This window comes from Enterococcus sp. MSG3290 (genome assembly GCF_050555565.1).
Classification (GTDB): domain Bacteria; phylum Bacillota; class Bacilli; order Lactobacillales; family Enterococcaceae; genus Enterococcus_B; species Enterococcus_B faecium.
The window spans coordinates 598,692-619,284 of the sequence record NZ_CP187862.1 but is presented as its reverse complement, the minus strand read 5'-3'; the positions used below and the strand labels follow the sequence as shown (position 1 = coordinate 619,284).

At 38.2% G+C, this 20,593-nt stretch carries 15 protein-coding genes, 1 riboswitch and 2 other annotated features; of the genes, 2 read left to right on the top strand and 13 right to left on the bottom strand.

Features of this window, described 5'->3' with window-relative positions:
• Positions 1–210: 210 nt before the first annotated feature.
• From IGL31_RS02835 to mgtA, 6 genes are all read right to left on the bottom strand, one after another.
• Positions 211–1,434, bottom strand: coding sequence for a M20 family metallopeptidase (locus tag IGL31_RS02835; RefSeq protein ID WP_002306090.1), 1,224 nt, complete (start codon positions 1,432–1,434; stop codon positions 211–213).
• Between the two features lie 30 nt (positions 1,435–1,464).
• Positions 1,465–2,304 carry a MetQ/NlpA family ABC transporter substrate-binding protein gene (locus IGL31_RS02830; protein ID WP_086295062.1) on the bottom strand — a complete coding sequence of 280 codons (840 nt, stop codon included), beginning with the start codon at positions 2,302–2,304 and terminating at the stop codon, positions 1,465–1,467.
• A 16-nt stretch (positions 2,305–2,320) separates the two neighbouring features.
• Complete coding sequence (locus IGL31_RS02825; RefSeq protein ID WP_002293786.1) at positions 2,321–3,001, bottom strand: methionine ABC transporter permease; 681 nt, start codon at positions 2,999–3,001, stop codon at positions 2,321–2,323.
• Position 3,002: 1 nt separating this feature from the next.
• Entirely contained in the window at positions 3,003–4,076 is a 1,074-nt protein-coding gene (locus tag IGL31_RS02820) for a methionine ABC transporter ATP-binding protein (RefSeq protein WP_002323358.1), read from the bottom strand.
• A gap of 55 nt (positions 4,077–4,131) precedes the next feature.
• Positions 4,132–4,370: a binding site (T-box leader), on the bottom strand.
• 43 nt (positions 4,371–4,413) lie between these two features.
• Positions 4,414–4,647, bottom strand: a binding site (T-box leader).
• Between the two features lie 76 nt (positions 4,648–4,723).
• Positions 4,724–5,395 (bottom strand): HAD family hydrolase, encoded by a 672-nt coding sequence (locus tag IGL31_RS02815; RefSeq protein ID WP_002293780.1) that lies wholly within the window; start codon positions 5,393–5,395, stop codon positions 4,724–4,726.
• Positions 5,396–5,481: 86 nt separating this feature from the next.
• Positions 5,482–8,130, bottom strand: a complete 2,649-nt coding sequence (gene mgtA / locus IGL31_RS02810; protein ID WP_002323359.1) for a magnesium-translocating P-type ATPase — start codon at positions 8,128–8,130, stop codon at positions 5,482–5,484.
• A gap of 341 nt (positions 8,131–8,471) precedes the next feature.
• A riboswitch (M-box (ykoK) riboswitch) is annotated at positions 8,472–8,646 on the bottom strand.
• A gap of 172 nt (positions 8,647–8,818) precedes the next feature.
• Between mgtA and ndk the strand changes: the two genes are divergently transcribed.
• Positions 8,819–9,256, top strand: a complete 438-nt coding sequence (gene ndk, locus IGL31_RS02805) for a nucleoside-diphosphate kinase (RefSeq protein WP_002293327.1) — start codon at positions 8,819–8,821, stop codon at positions 9,254–9,256.
• A 21-nt stretch (positions 9,257–9,277) separates the two neighbouring features.
• Here the strand turns inward: ndk and IGL31_RS02800 are convergent, their stop codons facing one another.
• The 7 genes from IGL31_RS02800 to IGL31_RS02770 form a co-directional block, all read right to left on the bottom strand.
• Entirely contained in the window at positions 9,278–10,144 is an 867-nt protein-coding gene (locus IGL31_RS02800; RefSeq protein WP_002293329.1) for an Rgg/GadR/MutR family transcriptional regulator, read from the bottom strand.
• Between the two features lie 159 nt (positions 10,145–10,303).
• Positions 10,304–12,397 (bottom strand): LTA synthase family protein, encoded by a 2,094-nt coding sequence (locus IGL31_RS02795; protein WP_086299847.1) that lies wholly within the window; start codon positions 12,395–12,397, stop codon positions 10,304–10,306.
• 395 nt (positions 12,398–12,792) lie between these two features.
• Positions 12,793–13,416 (bottom strand): hypothetical protein, encoded by a 624-nt coding sequence (locus IGL31_RS02790; protein WP_002339052.1) that lies wholly within the window; start codon positions 13,414–13,416, stop codon positions 12,793–12,795.
• Positions 13,417–13,574: 158 nt separating this feature from the next.
• Complete coding sequence (locus tag IGL31_RS02785) at positions 13,575–14,972, bottom strand: glycoside hydrolase family 1 protein (protein WP_086299848.1); 1,398 nt, start codon at positions 14,970–14,972, stop codon at positions 13,575–13,577.
• 31 nt (positions 14,973–15,003) lie between these two features.
• Positions 15,004–15,975, bottom strand: coding sequence for a LacI family DNA-binding transcriptional regulator (locus tag IGL31_RS02780; RefSeq protein ID WP_086299849.1), 972 nt, complete (start codon positions 15,973–15,975; stop codon positions 15,004–15,006).
• Positions 15,976–15,981: 6 nt separating this feature from the next.
• The gene (locus tag IGL31_RS02775; protein ID WP_086299850.1) at positions 15,982–18,282 is read right to left on the bottom strand and encodes a glycoside hydrolase family 3 N-terminal domain-containing protein; all 2,301 of its coding nucleotides are present in this window, start codon (positions 18,280–18,282) and stop codon (positions 15,982–15,984) included.
• Position 18,283: 1 nt separating this feature from the next.
• Positions 18,284–19,609, bottom strand: a complete 1,326-nt coding sequence (locus tag IGL31_RS02770) for a PTS sugar transporter subunit IIC (protein WP_081156441.1) — start codon at positions 19,607–19,609, stop codon at positions 18,284–18,286.
• 238 nt (positions 19,610–19,847) lie between these two features.
• Here IGL31_RS02770 and IGL31_RS02765 point away from each other — a divergent pair, with 238 nt between their 5' ends.
• Positions 19,848–20,273, top strand: coding sequence for a hypothetical protein (locus IGL31_RS02765; RefSeq protein ID WP_002293832.1), 426 nt, complete (start codon positions 19,848–19,850; stop codon positions 20,271–20,273).
• Positions 20,274–20,593: the final 320 nt, after the last annotated feature.

The window sequence follows — 20,593 nt, the reverse complement described above, 5'->3', positions numbered from 1 at the left end:
GTATGGACTTTCCATGTAATTCGTCAATTAGGCTTGATCGGTTCACAGCGACCACCGACTTTCTGAACAAAACACCTAACCGCTACTGCGTGAAAAGTTGACTTGTATGAAGTTTACCTTCCATAAGATCATTTGTCAATGAAAAAGAAAATATTTTTTCATTTTTCTGAAAATTATTTTTATAACTTTCACACACAAGTTTATTTTTTACTAGAAAGTAGCACCCTCTTGTTTTTTTCTTGCTACTATTTCTTGATGTTCTTGCTTGATTCTTTCTAATAGCTTTGGCTCTTTCAACAGATCAAGAGCTGTATTGGCGAGTAGTTCTGCTGCAATCGCAATAGAAGCAAGGCCTTTGTCACTTTTAGCAGCAGCTTTGAATTCTTCTGTGTGTCCGGCAATATATGTCTCAGAGATTGCTACCGTAGGCTGGATTGTTGGTATGACTTGGCTGACATTTCCTACATCAGAAGAACCGAGACTTGTTCTTTGTTCCGTTTCTATTTCTTCATCTGGAACACCTGCTTCTTTTGCATGCTGGAAGAATAAGTCATCAAAAGAAGGAGTAACGATGACATCATCAACTGCATTTTGGAACAATCCAAACTCAAAAGTCGTGCCCGTACTTATCGCAGCACCTCGTACGATATTTTCCACTTTTTCATATACTTTATCTAATGTTTGCCGATTTCCTGCACGTAAATAGAAACGTCCAGCAGCGTAATCTGGAATGACGTTGGCAGCTACTCCTCCGTCTGTAATGATCCCATGGATATTGACATCTTTTGGCAATTGCAAGCGTAGAGCGTTGATTCCATTAAACACTTGGATCAATGCTTCCAAAGCATTTACTCCTTTTTCAGGTGCTGCTGCTGCATGGGAAGCGACACCGTAAAATTTGATGTCGACTGGATCATTCGCTAAAGATTCTGTCGTTTTCCCATAACGAAAAGCTGGATGGACGCATAATGCTACATCGACATCCTCAAAAAAACCTTCTCGAACAAAGCTGCCTTTAGCTGATCCGTTCTCGCCCCCTTCTTCCCCTGGGGTGCCATATACACGGATTTCTCCACCAGTTTCATCAATGAATTGCTTCACTATGCTGGCGGCTAATACGGAGTAAGTACCAAACAAATTATGCCCGCATGCATGACCAATACCTGGTAAAGCATCGAATTCTGCCAAAAAGGCAATTGTGGGACCGGGTTTATTGGAAATATAACGTGCATCAAAGGCTGTTCGGTGTCCAGCTACTTCTTTTTCTACCCAAAACCCTTCTTTTTCTAATTGTTTAATCAACGCTGCTGAGGAATAAAACTCATAGTTACTTACTTCAGGATGTTCGTGGATATCTAGAGCAAGTGCTTGATATTCTGGTAAACGATATTGGATTAGATCCTTCAATTGGTTTGTTGAGATTGTTGTTGTCATAAAAAATTCCTCCTATGCTAGTCATTTTTCTTATTTTCTCCCGAATGTTTCCCATGCAGGCACGCTTGATCCTTTTGATGTTTTCTCGATTACTTTGACTGTGTCTTCTGTTTGATAAGCGTCTACTATTTTTTGATACGTTTTATTGTTTTCATCTTCTTTTCTTGCAACGATGATATTCACATAAGGACGTGCATGGTCATCCACTGGTTCTAAGAAGATGGCATCAGAAGCAGGATTAAATCCAGCATCTACAGCTACACCGCTATTGATCACTGAAATGTCTACATCTGACAAAGCACGTGCTGTTTGGGAAGCATCTAATTCAGAAATGTCTAGATTTTTTCTATTCTCGGTAATATCAGAAACAGTGGGCGCTTGTCCTTTTGCCTTATCCACTTTGATCAATCCAGCAGTTTGCAATAACAGAAGAGCTCTGCCGCCATTTGTAACATCATTAGGGATTGCTACTTTTGCTCCGTCTTTGATATCAGCTACATCCTTCAAAGTGTTAGAATAAATTCCCAGCGGTGCATTGACAGTATTTCCGATCGATACTAAATCAGTTCCGTGTTCTTTATTGTAATTGTCTAAAAAGAATTGATGTTGGAAAGAATTCAAATCAATCGATCCATCTGCTAAAGCCGCATTTGGTTGATTGTAATCTGTAAATTTCACGTATTCCAAATTAATGTTCTCCTTTTTCAAACGGTCTTTCACGTTGTCCCATACATCTGTATCTTCTCCAATAATCCCTAGTTTTACGGTAGTTTCTTTTTTATCAGTTGTATCTGCTTTTCCTTGGCTACACCCTGCCAACCAAATAATTGCTACAAATGTAATGACTACAAAACGAATAATTTTTTTCATTTTTTCTCCTCCACTTTCAATGTGTAATTTTTTTAATCAGTTGATTACTGATAAATTGACTTAAAAAAACTAAGATTAGAATCAATAATGTAGCCACAATCGTTACATCTGTTTGGAATCGATTATACCCTCTCGATATAGCAAGATTCCCTAATCCGCCTGCACCTACTGCTCCAGCCATGGTAGTCAGTCCGATCACGTTGATGATAGTCAACGCCGAGACCCGAATGATACCAGGCAAACCTTCTAACAAATACACACGTAAAATAATACCGATTGGACTGGTTCCCATCGCTTCTGCCGCTTCGATCACCCCAGGATCAACTTCTAGCAGTGCGTTCTCGATTTGACGAGCAAAAAACGGAACAACTCCAAAAATCAATGGCACTAAAGCTGCTTTCGCACCAATCGTCGTTCCAACTAAGAAACGAGTAGTCAATGCTAAAAGAGAAAGCAAGATAATGAAAGGGATGGAACGAATGATATTGATCAGCTTATCAAGTATTTCAAATAGCAGACGGTTAGCTAGTAATCCATTAGGGCGTGTCACTACTAACGTCACACCTAAGATGATTCCGATCATCCCGCCAATGAATGCTGTCCAAAAAGACATATATAGTGTTTGCTTCGTCGCTTCGACAAATTCATCCGGAATCAAATAAACATTGGGCAAATATGTTTTAAAGAAATCAGTCATTTTATCTTCCTCCTTCGATCACTTTGATACGACTATCTAATTCGTTTTTTTGTAAAATATTTATTTTTACACCAGATTTGATCAAATAATCCAATGCTTTTTGCCGCTGTTTGGTTTCTCCAGCTAAAGTAACGATCAAACTCCCTAACGGCGTTTCTTGTAATAACTCTACATTGCCATATAAAATATTCGCTGTTACTTGATATTTGCTGTACAGATGAGCGATTAGAGGTTCGTTCGTCTGATTTCCAATATAACTTAATTCCAACAGCCATTTATTGGCGATCTGATCGGCAAAAGCAGAATGGGCAATGATCGTTTCTAATGCTTGGTCAAGATGAGTAGCTGTTCGAATAAAATCTTTGGTCAATTCTTCTTCAGGATTGCTGAAGATCTGGATGCTGCTACCTTTTTCAATGATTCTTCCATCTTCCATAACCGCTACCTTGTTGCAGATTTCTTTGACAACTTGCATCTCATGAGTGATCAGGACGATTGTTAAACCTAACTGGCGATTCAATTTTTTTAACAATGCAAGGATCTGAAGGGTCGTTTTCGGATCAAGTGCACTGGTTGCTTCATCACATAATAATACCTTAGGTTCATTCGCCAAAGCTCGTGCGATTGCTACTCGTTGTTTTTGTCCCCCCGACAGTTGTTTAGGATAAGCAGATGCTTTTTCTTCCAAACCGACAAGTTCCAGTAGTTCATTCACTTTTTGACGACGTTCCTGTTTCGATTTTCCAGAATACTTTAAAGAAAAATCAACGTTGTCAAAAATAGTTCGGCTTTCCATTAGATTGAAATGCTGAAAGATCATACCGATGGCCTTTCTTTCTTTTCGCAATTCTTTGGGAGAGAGCTGACTCAAATTCGTCTGATTGACAATGACTTCTCCTGCTGTTGGTTTCTGCAGCAAATTCATCACACGAACTAACGTACTTTTCCCTGCACCTGAGTAACCGACGATTCCATAAACATCGCCTTTTTCAATCGTTAAATCTACAGAATCTACTGCCTGTATCTCTTTTTCTTTTTGTTTGAAACATACAGAAACATCTCGCAATTCAATCATTAAAATTCCTCCTTATCTAAAAAAAGCGTCCTCAAGAAAATGAAAATGTCATTTTCTTGAGGACGCTTTTTTGCGTGTTACCACCTCATGTTCAAGCTGTGTTCACACACAACTCCTCTTCAAGTACGATCATACTCTAGCAAGATATCGGTCGCAGCCGTCATCGCCTTACATCTATGCTCGGGATGAATTGCTCGATGGCCATTTTCCAATAGTCGTTCCTTGCTTCTTCTCAGCTACCGAAGCTCTCTGTCAAAGGTTCTTCTATCGTACTTACCATTTCAATGCAAATAATATTCAAAAAAAAAAATCCTTTTACTAACATAAACTATGTCAGTAAAAGGACGACGTATCGCGGTACCACCTTTTTTCGGAAGTTTCCTTCCCTCAAGCCCAACATCTCAAAAAGAGAGATTGGCGTTCGTTTTAACGGTCGAACAGTTCCGAATTTGCCTACTTATCGACAAATTATTCTCCAAGGCCATTTTCAGCTTTTCTTACTTGACTCTTCTCACCAGCCAGAGCCTCTCTGCAAAGTTTCCAAACTTACTTTCCTTTTCAACGAAATCGATATTTTGTTGTTGGGATTAATCTACATGAGGAAAACTGAAAAGTCAAGTACGAAATTCAAATTATTTTTTCTATATTTATTTTTCTGTTTTTTTATTTAACATTTCAATAACAGTTCGAAGATCTTTTCCTTCCGCAAGAAGTTTCAATTTTTCCTTTTCTTCGACGGTATAATTTCGGACAAAACTGGAATCAGGTATCAAAACAACGCCTAATCCTGCTCGTGAAGCAGCTGTTGCTCCTACTAAAGAATCTTCCACTGCAAAGGCTGAACTAGCTTCTAATCCTGTTCGTTCCAAAGCTGTCAGATAAGGAATCGGTGAAGGCTTGTTCTCCGACACTTCGTCTCCGAATGTAAACGTGTCAAAGTAATCAGCTAATTTAAAGTGATCCAAGATATCTGTTGCTCTTTTCGTAACAGTGGTCGTAGCAATGCCTAGTTTCATATGACGTTCTTTTAAGTCTGCCAATATTTCTTTTGCATATGGTTTTAAGTGGATGGCTCCGCTTGTCAGCTGTTGATAAAAATATTCTTCACGCTTCGCTCGGACTTCCTGTACTTTTTCAGGGCTACCTGCTGCTTTCACTAAAATATCAAAACTTTGTTTCCAGTTTTTTCCGCCCCAAGCGTCAACGATTTCTTTTGGGATATGGATATCAAATTGCTGAAATCCCCAAAGCCAGCCATCACGATACGTTTTTTCTGTGTCAACTAACAAACCATCTAAATCAAATATTGCACCTTTCATCTATACATTAATCCTTTCCAAAACAATACACATAGTTTAGCACGACTGGTCCAAAAAGAACAGAAGCAAAGAACCATCCTTCTCGTTTATAAGAGTTCTTGGAATCGACGGATATAGATTTTCTTCACAGCTGTCACAAGCGCCAGATAAGCGATGACTGTAGCAAATAACCATAACCAGTAATTGCCAGGAAGTGGCATCAAGCCTAATTCAGTACCAAAACTTGTAAAAGGAAGGACAGAACCGACAATAATTCCTAATGTAGTGATAACAAACATGGCAAATGTTGCATTGCTTTGGATAAATGGTACTTTCGGTGTACGCAGTGCATGGAGCACTAAGGTTTGTGTCCATAGTGATTCGACAAACCATCCTGCATGGAATAATGCGATGAAAATCACTTGCTGTGAACTATCCAATGTATGGAAACTTCCGCCCACTACAGCAGGACAAATAACAAAATACATCAACAAGTAAGTAGTAATATCAAATATCGAACTTGTTGGGCCAAAGTAAACCATGAATTTCCCAATACTAGATGCATTCCATTTTTTTGGCTCGTCCAAATATTCTTTATCCATCCGATCCCATGGCAAGGAAATGCAGGAAACATCATAGATCAGATTCAAAAACAGAAGTTGTAAAGGCAGCATTGGTAAAAATGGCAGGAACGTACTTGCAATCAGCACGGAAAACATATTGCCAAAATTAGAACTTGCTGTAGCCTTGATATATTTCATGATATTCCCAAAAGTTTCTCGTCCAGAAAGAAGGCCTCTTTCCAAAATCGTCAAATCTTTTTCTAAAAGGATCACGTCTGCAGATTCTTTCGCAATATCCACAGCTGTATCTACAGAAATACCGATATCAGCCACTTTCATTGCAGGAGCGTCATTGATACCATCTCCTAAAAATCCGACAGTATGACCATTTTTACGTAAAGCTGTCGTCAAACGTGCTTTTTGCTGAGGATTCAATTTTACGAATACTTCATGGTCTTCAGCTACTTGTGCTAATTCATGATCACTCATTTCCGAGATTTTCTCACCGGTAACCAATTCATTGATCTCTAGACCTACTTGACGGCACACTGAACGTGTAACTAATTCGTTGTCCCCAGTCAGAACTTTTACAGCTACACCATGTTCTTTCAGAGCTTTCAACGCTTGTTTCGTTGTTTCTTTTGGTGGATCAAGGAAAGCAAGATAACCAATCAAAACCATGTCTGACTCATCTTTGACTGAAAATTCTCCAACGACGCTTGGATTGGTCTTTTGTGCGACACCAATCACTCGTAAGCCATCTTCATTAAGTGACTGTACTTTTGCAAGTACGGCTTCTTTTCGTTCTTTTGTTAATGGTGTAACAGTACCGCCAAGATCAATAAATTTAGAAATGTTCAGCATTTCTTCAATCGCGCCTTTTGTGATCATTTGTGTTTTACCAGCTGGATCAGCAACCACAACACTCATACGGCGACGTTCAAAATCAAAAGGAATTTCATCCACTTTTTGATAATTGATCTTATCTGTATCTAAAGTTTCTGTTGCTTCATCAATGATAGCCACATCTAACAAATTTTTCAGCCCTGTTTGATAGTAGCTATTTAGATACGCATGGCGCAAAACACGATCATCTTCATTTCCTTCACAATCCATATGATATTCAAGAATGATTTTATCTTGTGTCAATGTCCCCGTTTTATCCGTACATAACACATCGATTGCACCAAAGTTCTGGATGGCATTCAAATTTTTGATCACTGTTCCTTTTTTGGCCATCACACTTGCTCCTTTGACCAAATTCGTCGTAACGATCATTGGAAGCATTTCAGGTGTTAGACCAACTGCTACAGATAGTCCAAAAAGAAAAGCTTCTAGCCAATCCCCTTTTGTAAGCCCATTGATGACGATAACTGCTGGAGCCATCAATGACATAAATTTGATCAGTAGCATGGATGTTTTATGGATGCCTAATTCAAAGCTTGATTGAATTGGTTTTTCAGATAGCGTTTCTGCTACATGACCAAATAGTGTTTCATTTCCAACAGAAACAATGATTCCTTCCGCACTTCCACTGATGACATTACTTCCCATAAAGACAAGATTTTCGTAACTTGTTTCGCTTTGCTGATCGTCTTCACATACTTTCGCATGCTTTTCTACTGGATAGCTTTCCCCTGTCAATGCTGCTTGGGAAATGAATAAATCCTTTGCGGACAATAAACGCATATCCGCTGGTATCATATCCCCTGCTGAAAGCCGAACAAGATCTCCACAGACGATTTCTTCCATAGGAATCTCTGTGTACTTTCCATTACGTTTTACAGCTGCCGTTACTTTCACAAGTGATTTCAGTTTTTCAGCCGCTTGATTGGAACGTACGGACTGAATCAACGTCATTGTCCCGCTGACGATAACCATAGTGAAGATAATGGCTACACCGAAAAGATCTTTATCCCCAGGAGCTGCTAATACATATTCCGTGATGAATGAAATAATTCCTAATGCGATCAACACTAATGTAAATGGCGTGATGTATGCTTTCAATATTTCTACGATGAATGGTGTTTTTTTGCCATATGAAATCGCATTTTCACCGTAATTTTCTCTTGAACGTTCGATTTGTTCTTCTGTCAATCCATTTGCTGATGCATGGAATAGTTCAAATAATTCTTGTTTCGTTTTTCCAGCAAAAGCTGCATAGATTTTTTGTGTATCTTTCTTTTTTTCCATCTCAATCTCTCCTTTGTGTCCAAAAGACAGCTGTTCTCGCTGCTTTTGGTCTTTAGCTATTCATCGGATCGATAGAGAAAAAACTGAAAGGGGCTGAGAACAGATAGATAATAGCCCTGGCCTTTCCTCTAGATCCTTGTTTTTCGAATGACTGTCATCCATTTGTTCTCATCTCCTTTACTAAGTAATTTTAATTCATGACTTCCAATCATTTTTCGAATAGTTATTTTCCCAATTAGACCACCTCCTTTTTATTTTTCACCGATGGGGATTTGCGGCAACAAAAAAACCTCTCGCCAAATACTCAGCGAAAGGTTTGAAAAAGCATATTAAAAAAAGCTTCTCAGATCTCATCGTTGAGTTTTGACACTGTACAACGTAAAAAGCAGATACCTGCTTTTAGCTACCTTATGAAAAGCCTTATCTCGACAATTCCTGTTCTACCCATTGGCGTCTCTCGACGTTTTTGGGCAGTAGCCTATGTTTGTATAGGAGCCTCACCTAACAAATCTTATTCGGTTTTCCTTCGTTAATATAACAACTAAAAAAGAGGATGTCAAATCAATTTTCCATGTTTTTCATACTTTTTTTAAAATACACGCGTTATATTCCTGTCTCACGCGGTTTTATTTGTCTCATTTTCCACCTCCCGCTATAATAGAAATATAGTAGGAAACGAGGTGCTGTTATGGAAAGAACACTTGTTATTATCAAGCCAGACGGCGTGAGACGCCATTTAGTCGGAAGCATCATCCAACGTTTTGAAGCAAAGGGACTGGCCATTGCTGAAATGAAGTTTGAAACTATGACTCCTGAATTAGCAAAAGAACATTATCAGCACTTGACTGAGCGCAGTTTTTTTGATGAACTGATCGATTACATGACTTCCGGTCCTGTCGTTTATCTTGTCCTGGTCGGCGAGGAAGTGATCGATATCGTCCGTAAGATGGTTGGAGCAACAAAAGCTGCCGATGCTGTTCCAGGTACGATCCGAGGAGACTACGCGCTGCCGGGGACTGAAAACATTATTCACGCTTCTGATTCCCGTGATGCTGCGGTAAAAGAGATCGCCCGCTTTTTCCCGCCATTCGATATAAACAAACCGTCTGAAAAAGCGGCGAAGTGATACAAATTCTAAACTGCTGGTCTAGTTGCTGGGTTCAGCAATGGCCAGCAGTTTTTTCTCTAAGGACCTCCGTTGATTCTTTCCTAACATATATTCGAGCACTGTGAAGAATTCTTGGTAGTCTTTCGTCTTTTCTTCCCCTAAAGCAGCAGAAATCAATCTTTGATAATAATCTGCCATCAATGTTTCATAGATCACTGTACTTCTTTCTTTATGTGCTAAGCTCCGTTTCATATCTTCATTCACACTACGTGCCTTTTTCAACCGACCATTTTCTATATAAAACGAAGTCAGGTTCATTAAAAAAGTAAAGAGATACTGCTCATGATTGTTCAACTGTGCTAATCGTCGCATTCTTTTTTTGATTTTCAAATAATTGTTCTCAATGAACCGATCACTGAATATCCAAGGAAAATCAGCTAGAATAGATAGTTCAAATTGACCATAGTCTGGTATCTGCATCAAGTATTCTTCAATGATTCGGCATTCATAACGTAAAAATTCAAATTCTGTCTCAGATACTTCTGTTTTTTCGACCATGTGAAGATTCAAAACCAAATAATACAGATCTTCTGTTTTCTTAAAATGCCTACGGTTATTGCTGATCTCTTTATAAGGATCAAAGCTGTCTTCTTGTACCCGATCTAGCATTCGTCTTTTTTTCTTTAACTTTATTGGTTCATCCAGCTGGTTTCGCATCCATTCATATTCTGCAAGTGTCATGTTCATTCGCTCTAAAAATGATCTCAATGTTACAAATGACATTTTTTTCACTGAATTTGTCTCAATCCCGACTAGAGAAGTCTTAGAACAGATTCCTTCCGCTAATTGGGACTGTGTCAACTTCTTGTTGACTCGAAGTTTCTTGATCAATTCACCATCATACATAATAGTTCTCCTTTTTAATTTAAATTTTTCCGCATTCAATAAATAGATACGTTAAAAAGGAAAAATACACGAAAAAAATAAAAAAATGTTTTTTTCATAAAAAATACCAACCTTCAAGCATTAGAATGTTGTCTAACTACTGAAGGTTGGTTTGATTGTTTATTGATTATCTTTTTGCTGTTCAACGTCTGTTCTTGTTACTGGATATAAGTTGGTTGTTGTTTTATTGCCATTTTTTGAAAAGACACTTGTCGAATGTTCGCCTTTTTGCTTTTCGATGGCTATGTTACGTTCTGCTTCATTTTTATAGTCATATTTTTTCGGATCGATCGTTTCAAATCCGTTTGGCACATAAAAACGCAAGAGATTTTCTTGATTCAGCTTATCTGAAAGACTTAAAGCAGACTTGACTTTTTCCTGATCTTTGGAAATTTCCTCGTCGATTCCTGCTGCTTTCGTATCGATGATTTCTCCTGTTTGGTTATTGTAAGCTTTTCCTCCTAAGATGGTGTATTTGGGTGTCACGAAGTTCCCATTTCGAAAAGCCACTACTTGATCATGCTGAGGAGATAATAAATCCGTACCAAAATGGAGATAGTCTTTATCATCGATTCCCAAGAGATGAAGTAATGTCGGCAAAACATCGATTTCTCCACCGTATTCGTGATTGACTGACCCTTTAGTATAACCAGGCATATGGATCATCAATGGCACTCGTTGCATCTGTGCGTTGTCAAATTCATCCCATGTATCTGGATCTTTACCAAGAGCGCTTGCTAAATCTTTATTATCTGTATTCGAGATCCCAAAATGATCCCCGTAAATCACAAAGATTGAATTTTGGTAAATACCAGATTTTTTCAAATACGTAAAAAATTGTTCCAATGATTGATCCAGATAATGTGCCGTTCGAACATAATTATCTACTGTGCTATTGCCAGTATTCAAAGATGGAAAGTCGAAATTCTTGTCATCCGTATAATAAGGCGTGTGGTTGGTTACGGAAAGAAATTTCGTGTAAAACGGCTGTTGTAGATGCTCAAGATATTGGGCAGATTCTCTGAATAAATCTTTATCTAATATCCCATAACCTAACGTTTCGTCGGATTCATCAAAATAAGATCGATCAAAGAAATTGTCATAACCTAAGTTTTTATATACATGATCTCTATTCCAAAAACTAGCTACATTCCCATGGAAAACAGCGCTTGTATAGCCTTGCTTTTGTCCAAGGATCGCTGGTGCGGCTTGAAAGACATTGTCTGACCCAAGCTCTGTGAATAATGAGCCTTGAGGTAAACCAAATGTGCCAGTTTCCAACATATTTTCAGCATCACTTGTCTTTCCCTGTCCTACTTCATGAAAGAAATTGTCAAAGCTGATCGTTGCTTGATTCTGGAAAATACTATTTAAAAACGGTGTGACTTCTTGTCCGTCTACCTTCATATTAATCAAAAACTGCTGGAAACTTTCTAAATGGAGAACGATCACATTTTTCCCTTTAGCGATCCCAAATGTTTCGGGATTTGGCTCTGCATAATGTTTCTTTGTATAATCTAAAACTTCATCAATCCCATTACTGCTTGCATGCGCGCGAACACTGCTAGTCATTCCTGTTTTGATTCCGTCATAAATAGTATACGCATCGATTCCTAGATATTTGACAATATATGAACGGTCAAATGTTCGCTGCAGCAATTGTGGACGGTTGGCTTCGCTCAGCGCTAGATTTCCTGAAAAAATAAGCCCTGAAAGACAGGTAACAGCGATAGCCATCGGTTTGCCGACAGGTTGACTTTTGATAGGTATTTTCTTGACCTTCAACCAAACCAGTAGCCCAATGAACACAGCGATATCCAGCCAGTAGATGACATCATGGGGCTTCATCAAAGAAAAGGAGCTTCCTGACAATCCTTGCGACACTTTCGAAAAGCCTAATACAGATTTGACTGTAATGAAATCTGTGAATTCCCGATAAAAAATAATATTCAAGTATAACAAAAGCGTATTTAAAATATCAATGATCAAAAGAATAGCTAACGCTGGCTTTGGCTTTTTAATATACAAAGAAAGGCCAAAAAACAATAAGGTAGTCGCAATTGGGTTGATCCACAAGATAAAGTACTGGATCGTACCTTCCACACCTAATGAAAAATCTGCATAGTAGGCAATGATCGTCTTCAGCCAGAAAAAGAAAACAGCTGTCAAAACGATTGCTAAACGATTTTGGCACAATTTTTTAAGTTGTGTCACGTATATCACTTCTCTCTATTCACATTTTTTCTTATTTTGCTCCTGAAAAATGAAAATTTCCTAAAAAAGTTGTTATCTTAAGATTTTTTTATTCTTTCTAAAGATTATTCCGTCCACTTTTCACAGCATAAAACCGCTGCGATGTAAGCGATTAAACTAATGAAGAGATAAAAGTCTTGTGGTGACCGCTTCACTCCACGGTATTCAAAAGCCAGTTTCTCGGTATTCGTACAAAAAAAGAGGCTGTGACAAAATTCTTGTCGCAGCTCCTTATTTCTTGATGCAGGACAGCTTTTTCGGAAATAAGCCGAAATTTTACAAAAACTTGAGAAGCACTTTTCGTAAATTTCTTCTTATTTCTTGAAGCTGACCACTTCTGTCACAACCTCTGTTTTTCATTGCCCATAAGTTTGATATTGTCCTTCTGATGACTCATTCGTAATGATTGAGGCTTGATTTTCTTCATTTCCCGTTATCGTTTGCCCACTGCCAGAATCTGAAGGGCTTGTTCCTGTCGATTCGTTTTTTTGAGAAGAATCTGTTGTTTTCTTGACTTGTTCATTGGTCTTTTTCCATTCCGCTAAACGATCGGCGACCACTTTTTTGTCTACTTTTTCAGAATAAGCGGTGATCACTTTTCCGTTTTTCAAACGGGCTACTTTGTCGCCATCATGAGTCAAAAGCAAAACGGTCAAATGCTTGTCTTTAAATTGATATTGTCTGAGAGAAATCGCACTAAGTACGTCATCGATATTAATAAATTGATTTTCTTCTTTTCCTTTTGGCAAATAGATGTCCAATTCGCCTTTTTCGTAATTGGCAGTTATTTTATACTCCGCCCACCAATAAGTTGAGAATTCTTTTTTGAAATTATCTACTGATTCTTTGCTTGCTACGATTTTTTCTGTTTCTTTCTGAGCAAGATCTGCTGTCATTTTTCCTGAAAATGCTGCGGATAAAATAAGCAGTAAGAAAAAACCGAATAACCAAAAGAGAAGAAACGGTCTTTTTTTCCTCATGCTTTCCTCCACTCCTATTTAATTTTGACTATTCTATTATATACAAAAAATGAAATAGAAAGACAAAAAAGTTGAAAAAGATCGTAAATAATTGAACTTCTTTTTCACAAAATGGTAAGAATGGAGAATTTCACGCATTTGCTCTCAACTATTCTTTCTTAAGCCTCAAATCCGTTTTTATCTGATACGTCTTTGAACCAATGACCCGATTTTTTGATTGTTCTTTTTCCATCTTGTGCTAAGTCTACTGAAATAAAGCCATATCGATTCTTATATGCATTGGTCCACGACCAGTTATCCATACATGTCCACATATGATAGCCTAAACAATTGGCACCTTCTTGAATGGCTTGATGGACATATTTCAGATGAGATTGGACAAATTCGATCCGATAATCATCGTGGATCATGCCATCTTCTTTGATAAATCGTGCTTCGTTTTCTACACCCATACCGTTTTCAGAAATAAAGCAGTCGATATTTCCATAATGATCTCGTACATTGATCAAAATATCATAGATTCCTTGTTCATAGATCTCCCATCCGCGATAAGGATTCATTTTACGACCAGGCATTTCATAATTGTCGAAATAATCCTCAGGCATTGGACCGTTTTTAGTATCGATTGGTGTTTCTTTTGCTTTTACCCGGCGTGGCTGGTAATAATTGATACCTAAAAGATCTACTGTATTTTCTTTGATGACCGTCAAATCCTCTGCATGGATCACAGGCATGAGATCAAGTTCTTTTACTATCTCAATCAATTCACTTGGAAACTCGCCTTTTACAGCTGGATCAAGGAATGAACGATTGAAGAACGCATCTGCTATTTGCGCTGCTTTAACATCTTCAGGGTTTGATTCGTCTCTTGGATAGCTTGGTGTCAGATTCAAGATGATACCAATAACACCACCTTGCTCCATTTCATGGTAAGATTTGATGGCTAACGCTGAAGCCAACGCTTCATGATAGCCAACTTGGATCGCTTTTTTCATATCTGACTCTTCTGGATAATGCCATCGATATAAATAACCTGCTTCGACTGGAACGATTGGTTCATTATGAGTAAACCATTTTTTTACTTTCGAACCAAACAATTCAAAACAACTTTTGGCATATTTTTCATAGGCTTCAACCGTTTCTCGGTTCAACCATCCGCCTTTTTCTTGCAGATACATCGGCATATCGAAATGATACAGATTCACAAAGGGTTCGATACCGTTTTCAATCAACTCATCAAAATAACGATGATAGAAACGAACGGCTTCTTCGTTGATTGTTCCAGATTCATCAGGTATCAAACGGCTCCATTGGATAGAGGTTCGAAATGAATTATGCCCAGTCTGTTTCATCAACTGTACATCCTCTTGATACTTCGTATAAACTTGCGAGGTTTTTTCAGGTCCTACTTGATCAAAGAACTTTTGCGGTTCGTTTTTGTACCAATAATCAAAAATGTTCTCTCCTTTTCCATCGCCTGAAATTCTTCCTTCTGTTTGTGGACCACTTGCTGCAGAACCCCACCAAAAATTTGCTGGAAATTGATATTTTTTCATCAAAGCACCTCTTTTTCTTTTTTAGTTCGTTTTAGTTGATTCCATGTATGATATTTTCCATCACAATCACTTTTTCATTTTCTTCCTCTTCTTTTTTGATTCGTTTTAACAGCTGTTCTGCTGCTCGTTCCCCGATTTTATCTGTTGGTGGCGTGATCGTGATTTTCGGAAGGATACTCAGATCGTTTTTATCTAAATAATCATAATGACTGAACGCAATGTCCTTCCCGATTCTGATACCTTCTTGATTGAAACATTCGATAGCACCGATCGACATATTATAATTGCTGACAAAAATAGCAGTTGCCCCTTTTTCTAATAATGCTTTTGCCCCGTAATAGCCGCTTTTTCTAGAATAGTCTCCTGTAAAGATCTCTAAATGGATAGACGGATCCTTTTGTACCGCTTCTTTAGCTCCAGCTAAACGTTCTCTTGCTACGTAATCTGTTTGAGCGGCAGCAATAAATCCTATTGTTTTATGTCCTTGTTCGCCATGATGAGCAATCACTTTTGCTACACTTTCTCGATCATTCACTACTATTGTATCAATACCTGCTGGCCCATCCGGACAATTCAATGCGACAACTGGGATACTCATTTTTGTCAGCATTTCAAATCCAGACCACTCTTCTTCTGATAAGAAGACGATCAACCCATCGATTGCATGCTTCATCAGGTATTCGATTTTTTGTTCGATTTTTTCTGGCTGATCGGCAAACCCGCTTAATAATAAGCTATACCCATTTTCTTCAGCTACTCTTTCGATCCCTGAAACAACCTCCGAACCAAAACGGCTAGATATCCCGTTTATCAAAAGTCCAATAGAGAAACTTCGATTATTCTTCAACCCTTTAGCAATGATGTTTTCTTTATAGTCCAACGCTGAAATCGCTTCTGCTATTTTTTCCATATTCTTTTCCTTCAGCTGCTGACCGTTTAAATAGCGGGAAACTGTTCCCACTGAAACACCAGCCATCTTAGCCACGTCACGGATCGATGCCATACATTTTCACTCCTGCCAGTTACATTTGATTTCTCTTTCTTGTTGTTCGACCATGATGACCGCTTTCTTTGCATAATGCCTCTTGTCATCAATATCCATATAACTAAAGTCTTCAGAAGTGAGTTCAAAAACAAGCAGTCTTTCCTCTTGAGATTGCAATTCATCTTTACGAAAAGCTTTCAATAATTTCGTTCTTTGGATGACAGCGCCGTCAATTAATCGGACATAGACAAGAGTACTTGTTTTACCTGAAACACTTCCTGTATTTTTAACTTTAATTGATATTATTACTTTGTCAATATCCGTTTTGACTTCCATCTGACTGTATTCAAATGTTGTATAGCTTAGACCATGTCCAAAAGGATAAAATGGACTGCCGCTTAAATCATAATAATTCTCTTGTTTAGAAGCAGCACGCTGATAGTAATAAACAGGTAGTTGCTGACTATTTCTAGGATAAGACAAACTCAATCGTCCGCTTGGGTTATTTCTTCCAGAAATCATCTGTGCAATGGCTTTTCCACCCTCCTGTCCAGGAAACCATGCTGTTGCAATGGCATTCGTAAATGACTCGATTTTCATCAAATCGTAGGGTCTTCCTTGCACAAGTATCATGATGATTGGCTTGCCTAGTTGATGCAATTGTTCGATCAGCTGTTCTTGGTATCCACCTAAAGAAAGAGAAGCAACATCTACATTTTCTCCAGAATCCATGTTGATCCCTTTCGATGAAACTGCCCCGTTACGAAGGAATTCCATATCAAAGTTCCGCGCACTTGATCCACCTAGAACTGCAATGATCACATCTGAGTTTTGAGCAAGGGTCACCGCTTCTAATAATTTTTCTTCCTGATCCTCCTGATTTCTTACTTCACATCCTTGTGCATAAGAAACCGTTGATTGTGGAAACTCTGTTTTTATTTCTTGTACTATCGTTTTTTTCAAACGGTCTTCTGTTTGTGGTGCAGAGTAGTCTCCCAACAAGTGGTATACATCGTGAGCATTTGGTCCTATAACAGCAATGTTTTTTACTTGTTGATCCAACGGCAATATACCGTCATTTTTTAGTAAAGTGATACTTTCTTTTGCTGTCTCTAAATTTAAGTGCTCTGATTCCTCCATGAGATGATCCCAATACTCCTTTGGATCGTTTGCAAACGGCTGTTCAAACAAACCCAATAAAAATTTGACAGATAAAACTCGGCGAACTGCTTGATCTAGTAGCTGTTCTTCTACGACTTGATCATCAATGGCTTCTGCAATCTTGGTATAGGTCTCGTCCCACAAACTTAGATCGATTCCTGCCGCTAATGCATATGTTGCAGCAGTCTTTTTATCTGTAAAAACATCGGATAAACGATCCAAAGCAACACCGTCTGCCATAACGATCCCTTGATAACCGATTTTTTTTCTTAATATTTGCTCAAAAAGCGCTCGATTGATATGACAAGGTACCCCGTCGATATCATTATAAGCAGCCATGACACCTACTGCATTTCTTGTACTCTTCAATAATGGTCCGTAAATATCGGAAAACTCTCTGCGTCCAATCGTCACTGTGCCTGAATTATGACCGCCTAAAGCTTCTCCTTGTGCGATACAGTGCTTTAACACAACACCGATCTGATCCTTCTTCTTATTGATTTCCTCTACTGTCTGATCAAGAAAAGAAACTTTTTCTGAAATAATCTCTCCTTGAAACCCTCGAATGACCGCTTCAGAAAAACGAGCTGAGAGAATCGGATCTTCCCCAAAACACTCTTCTGTCCTTCCCCAACGAGGATCTTTTGCCAGATCCAAAGTCGAAACCAACGCTAAATGAACACCTTTAGCAGCCAGTTCTTTTGCCATCAATCGGCTCGTTTGTTCTAATAACGCTACATTGAAGGTATTTCCACGGCCGATATTCGTTGGATAAGAAATCCCATCCAAACCTTGATGACCATGTGGACATTCTTCCACAAGCAAAACAGGAATTTTCCATCGCGAATGCTGTAGTACATATTCTTGGAGTAGATTAGCCACCTTCCAGCTTTCTTTTGCAGGAATCCCATTCTTATAATCTGTCTTAGACCACGGATCAGAGCGAAACAGACCGTATAAGGCACCCAGACCGCCTCCCCATTTAACATGTTCTTTTAACTTTTCTGTTAATTCGATCTTGTCTCCGTTTTTTTCATAACATTCCCAACCATACAAATGCTGGTTTATCTGTCCTACTTTTTCAGCAATATTCATCCGCGAAAGTAAATCTTCTACTCTTTGGCGGATGGTTAACTTTGGGTTTTGATACGGGTAATCGTACACCTTAATATCCTCCTTCTGCCAATTTTGCCTTATTAGCGGCTAATACAAATGGCAGGAATAAAAATACATCTAGAATGATAAGTATTACTGTTAAGACTGCTGCTCGTATATCGCCTCCTGTAGCAATAAAAGATTGTATAACCGGCGGAGTGATCCAAGGTGCAGCAGCAACTGTTTTACTGATGATTCCAAGACTTGTGGCTGCGTAGGCAATAATCAAGTTAATAGATGGTATAATAGCGCAAGGAATCATATATATTGGATTCATGACTACTGGTAAACCAAACATAATTGGTTCAGTAATATTAAATAAACAAGTAGTCAGACCAAATTTAGCGATTGATCGCTGTTCTTGACGTTTAGAAGCCCACAAGATAGCAATAACTAACGGTAAAATACACCCGCCACCTCCAATCAATCCAAATGCATTGGTAAAGGGCTCCGTAATAATATTAGGAATTTCTTTTCCTACTGAAAAAGCATCCATGTTTTCCTGAATAGATTGTAACAAAGGTGCTTGCCGTATAGGAGCCAAAATACTCGAACCATGCATCCCAAACACCCATAAGAAATCAGAGAAAAACTGTAAAAATAAGATGCCTGGGACGGATAAAACAAAAGCTTTCAATGGCGTCTGAATCGCTAATTCAATTAATTGCGGAACATTCAAACCAGTCGTATGGTTTAAAGTAAAAACGACAACTGAAAAAAATAAAATGACAACTATTTCTGGTACTAAAGAATTAAATGACGTGGCTACTGCCGGTGGAACTCCTTCTGGCATCCTGATTTTAAAACTTTTCATTTTCGCTAATTTGATAAATAATTCTGTACTGACAAGGGCAGCAATCATCGCCGTTGCTAAGCCAGACGAAGAAGTCAGACTTTGTAAGAAAACCCCTGTAGCTTCTGCTGTATTTCCGTCCAACAAAGTGACTGTACTTGATAAAGGCATCAAAATAAACATTACGGCTGTACTTAGAATTCCTGCATGAACAGGACTAAATGATGGATCATCAATCACGCCTATTTGGATATAATGGGTTGCCAAATTCCAGCCGATATTGTAACACACGATAATAGCTAAAATACTCATCGTACCATTATTCACGATTGAAGCAAGTTCAGCCAATGAACTTAGATCAAGTACTCTTTGGATTGTTGCATTTGAAAAAATCAGAGCATTCAGCAAAACCATGACAGAAGCAGCCATTACTAACGGCATAGTAACGATAAAACTGTCTCGAATGGCCAGCAAGTGCCGCTGGCTACTCATCTTAGATACGATTGGTAGCATTTTTTCAGATAGTCTGTCTACGACTTTCATTATTTCATCTCCTAGATTCTAAAATTGAACCGGTTCATTTTTAATATAGCATTTTTCTAAAAGATTGCAACACTTTTTTAAAACGCTTTCTGAAAGTGGCGGATTTTTTGCCTTTTTAAAATTTTATTCTAAAATTTACTCTATTTGTGGGTGTTTTGTGCGTTTTTCTCTTCCATCCGTTTGAAGTTTTACATTCCAATGGTATAATTTCTTTATCCTATCAAATGGGGGAAGTATTTTGAAGAAATTAATCGTACTATTTATTTTGTCTGCGGGACTTTTGACATTGACTGGCTGTGATTTGTTTGGCGGCTCTGACCAATCCTCGGACGAAACAACCGATTCTTCTGTCTTAAAAGCGGAAAAAGCAGATATCACCAACAGTGTATATACGCTAAAAGTACGTAAAGATATGGATTTATCCGCGGGACAGTTGACATTTACAGATAAAAAAATGGAATGGACACGCACGTATCAGACACAAGGAACTGATTCTTCTGAATCATCTGAAGAAAAAACAGTGCTGACAGATATCAAGATCACTACCAAAGATGACGAATATATTATTTCAGGAAAAGAAAATAAAAAAGAAACAACAGTCATATTTACAAAAATCGGTAATTACCGTTTGAAGGATGAGGATGGCAACATCTACAGTCTATAGTGCCGTCTGTTGGATCTTCTTTTGTTTCTCCCCTTCTTTTCTGCTATAGTAAAGAAGCAAGATGATTGTAAAGGAGACGAAATGGATGATCGATAGTCCTGATTATTGTACATGTAATAACAACAAAAATATCCATACAGAATTTAATGACCAAGGAAGCTTGAGCATATGCGACAACTGTCACAAACTAGTCAAAGATTCATTTAAAACATTTGAATCTTATCCTGTTCAAAATTATGTAAAAAGTAGAAGAAGATAAACAAAATCAAGCAAAACTCACTATGGCTGATTTTTATGAACTTCAAACTCAGCTTCTTCCT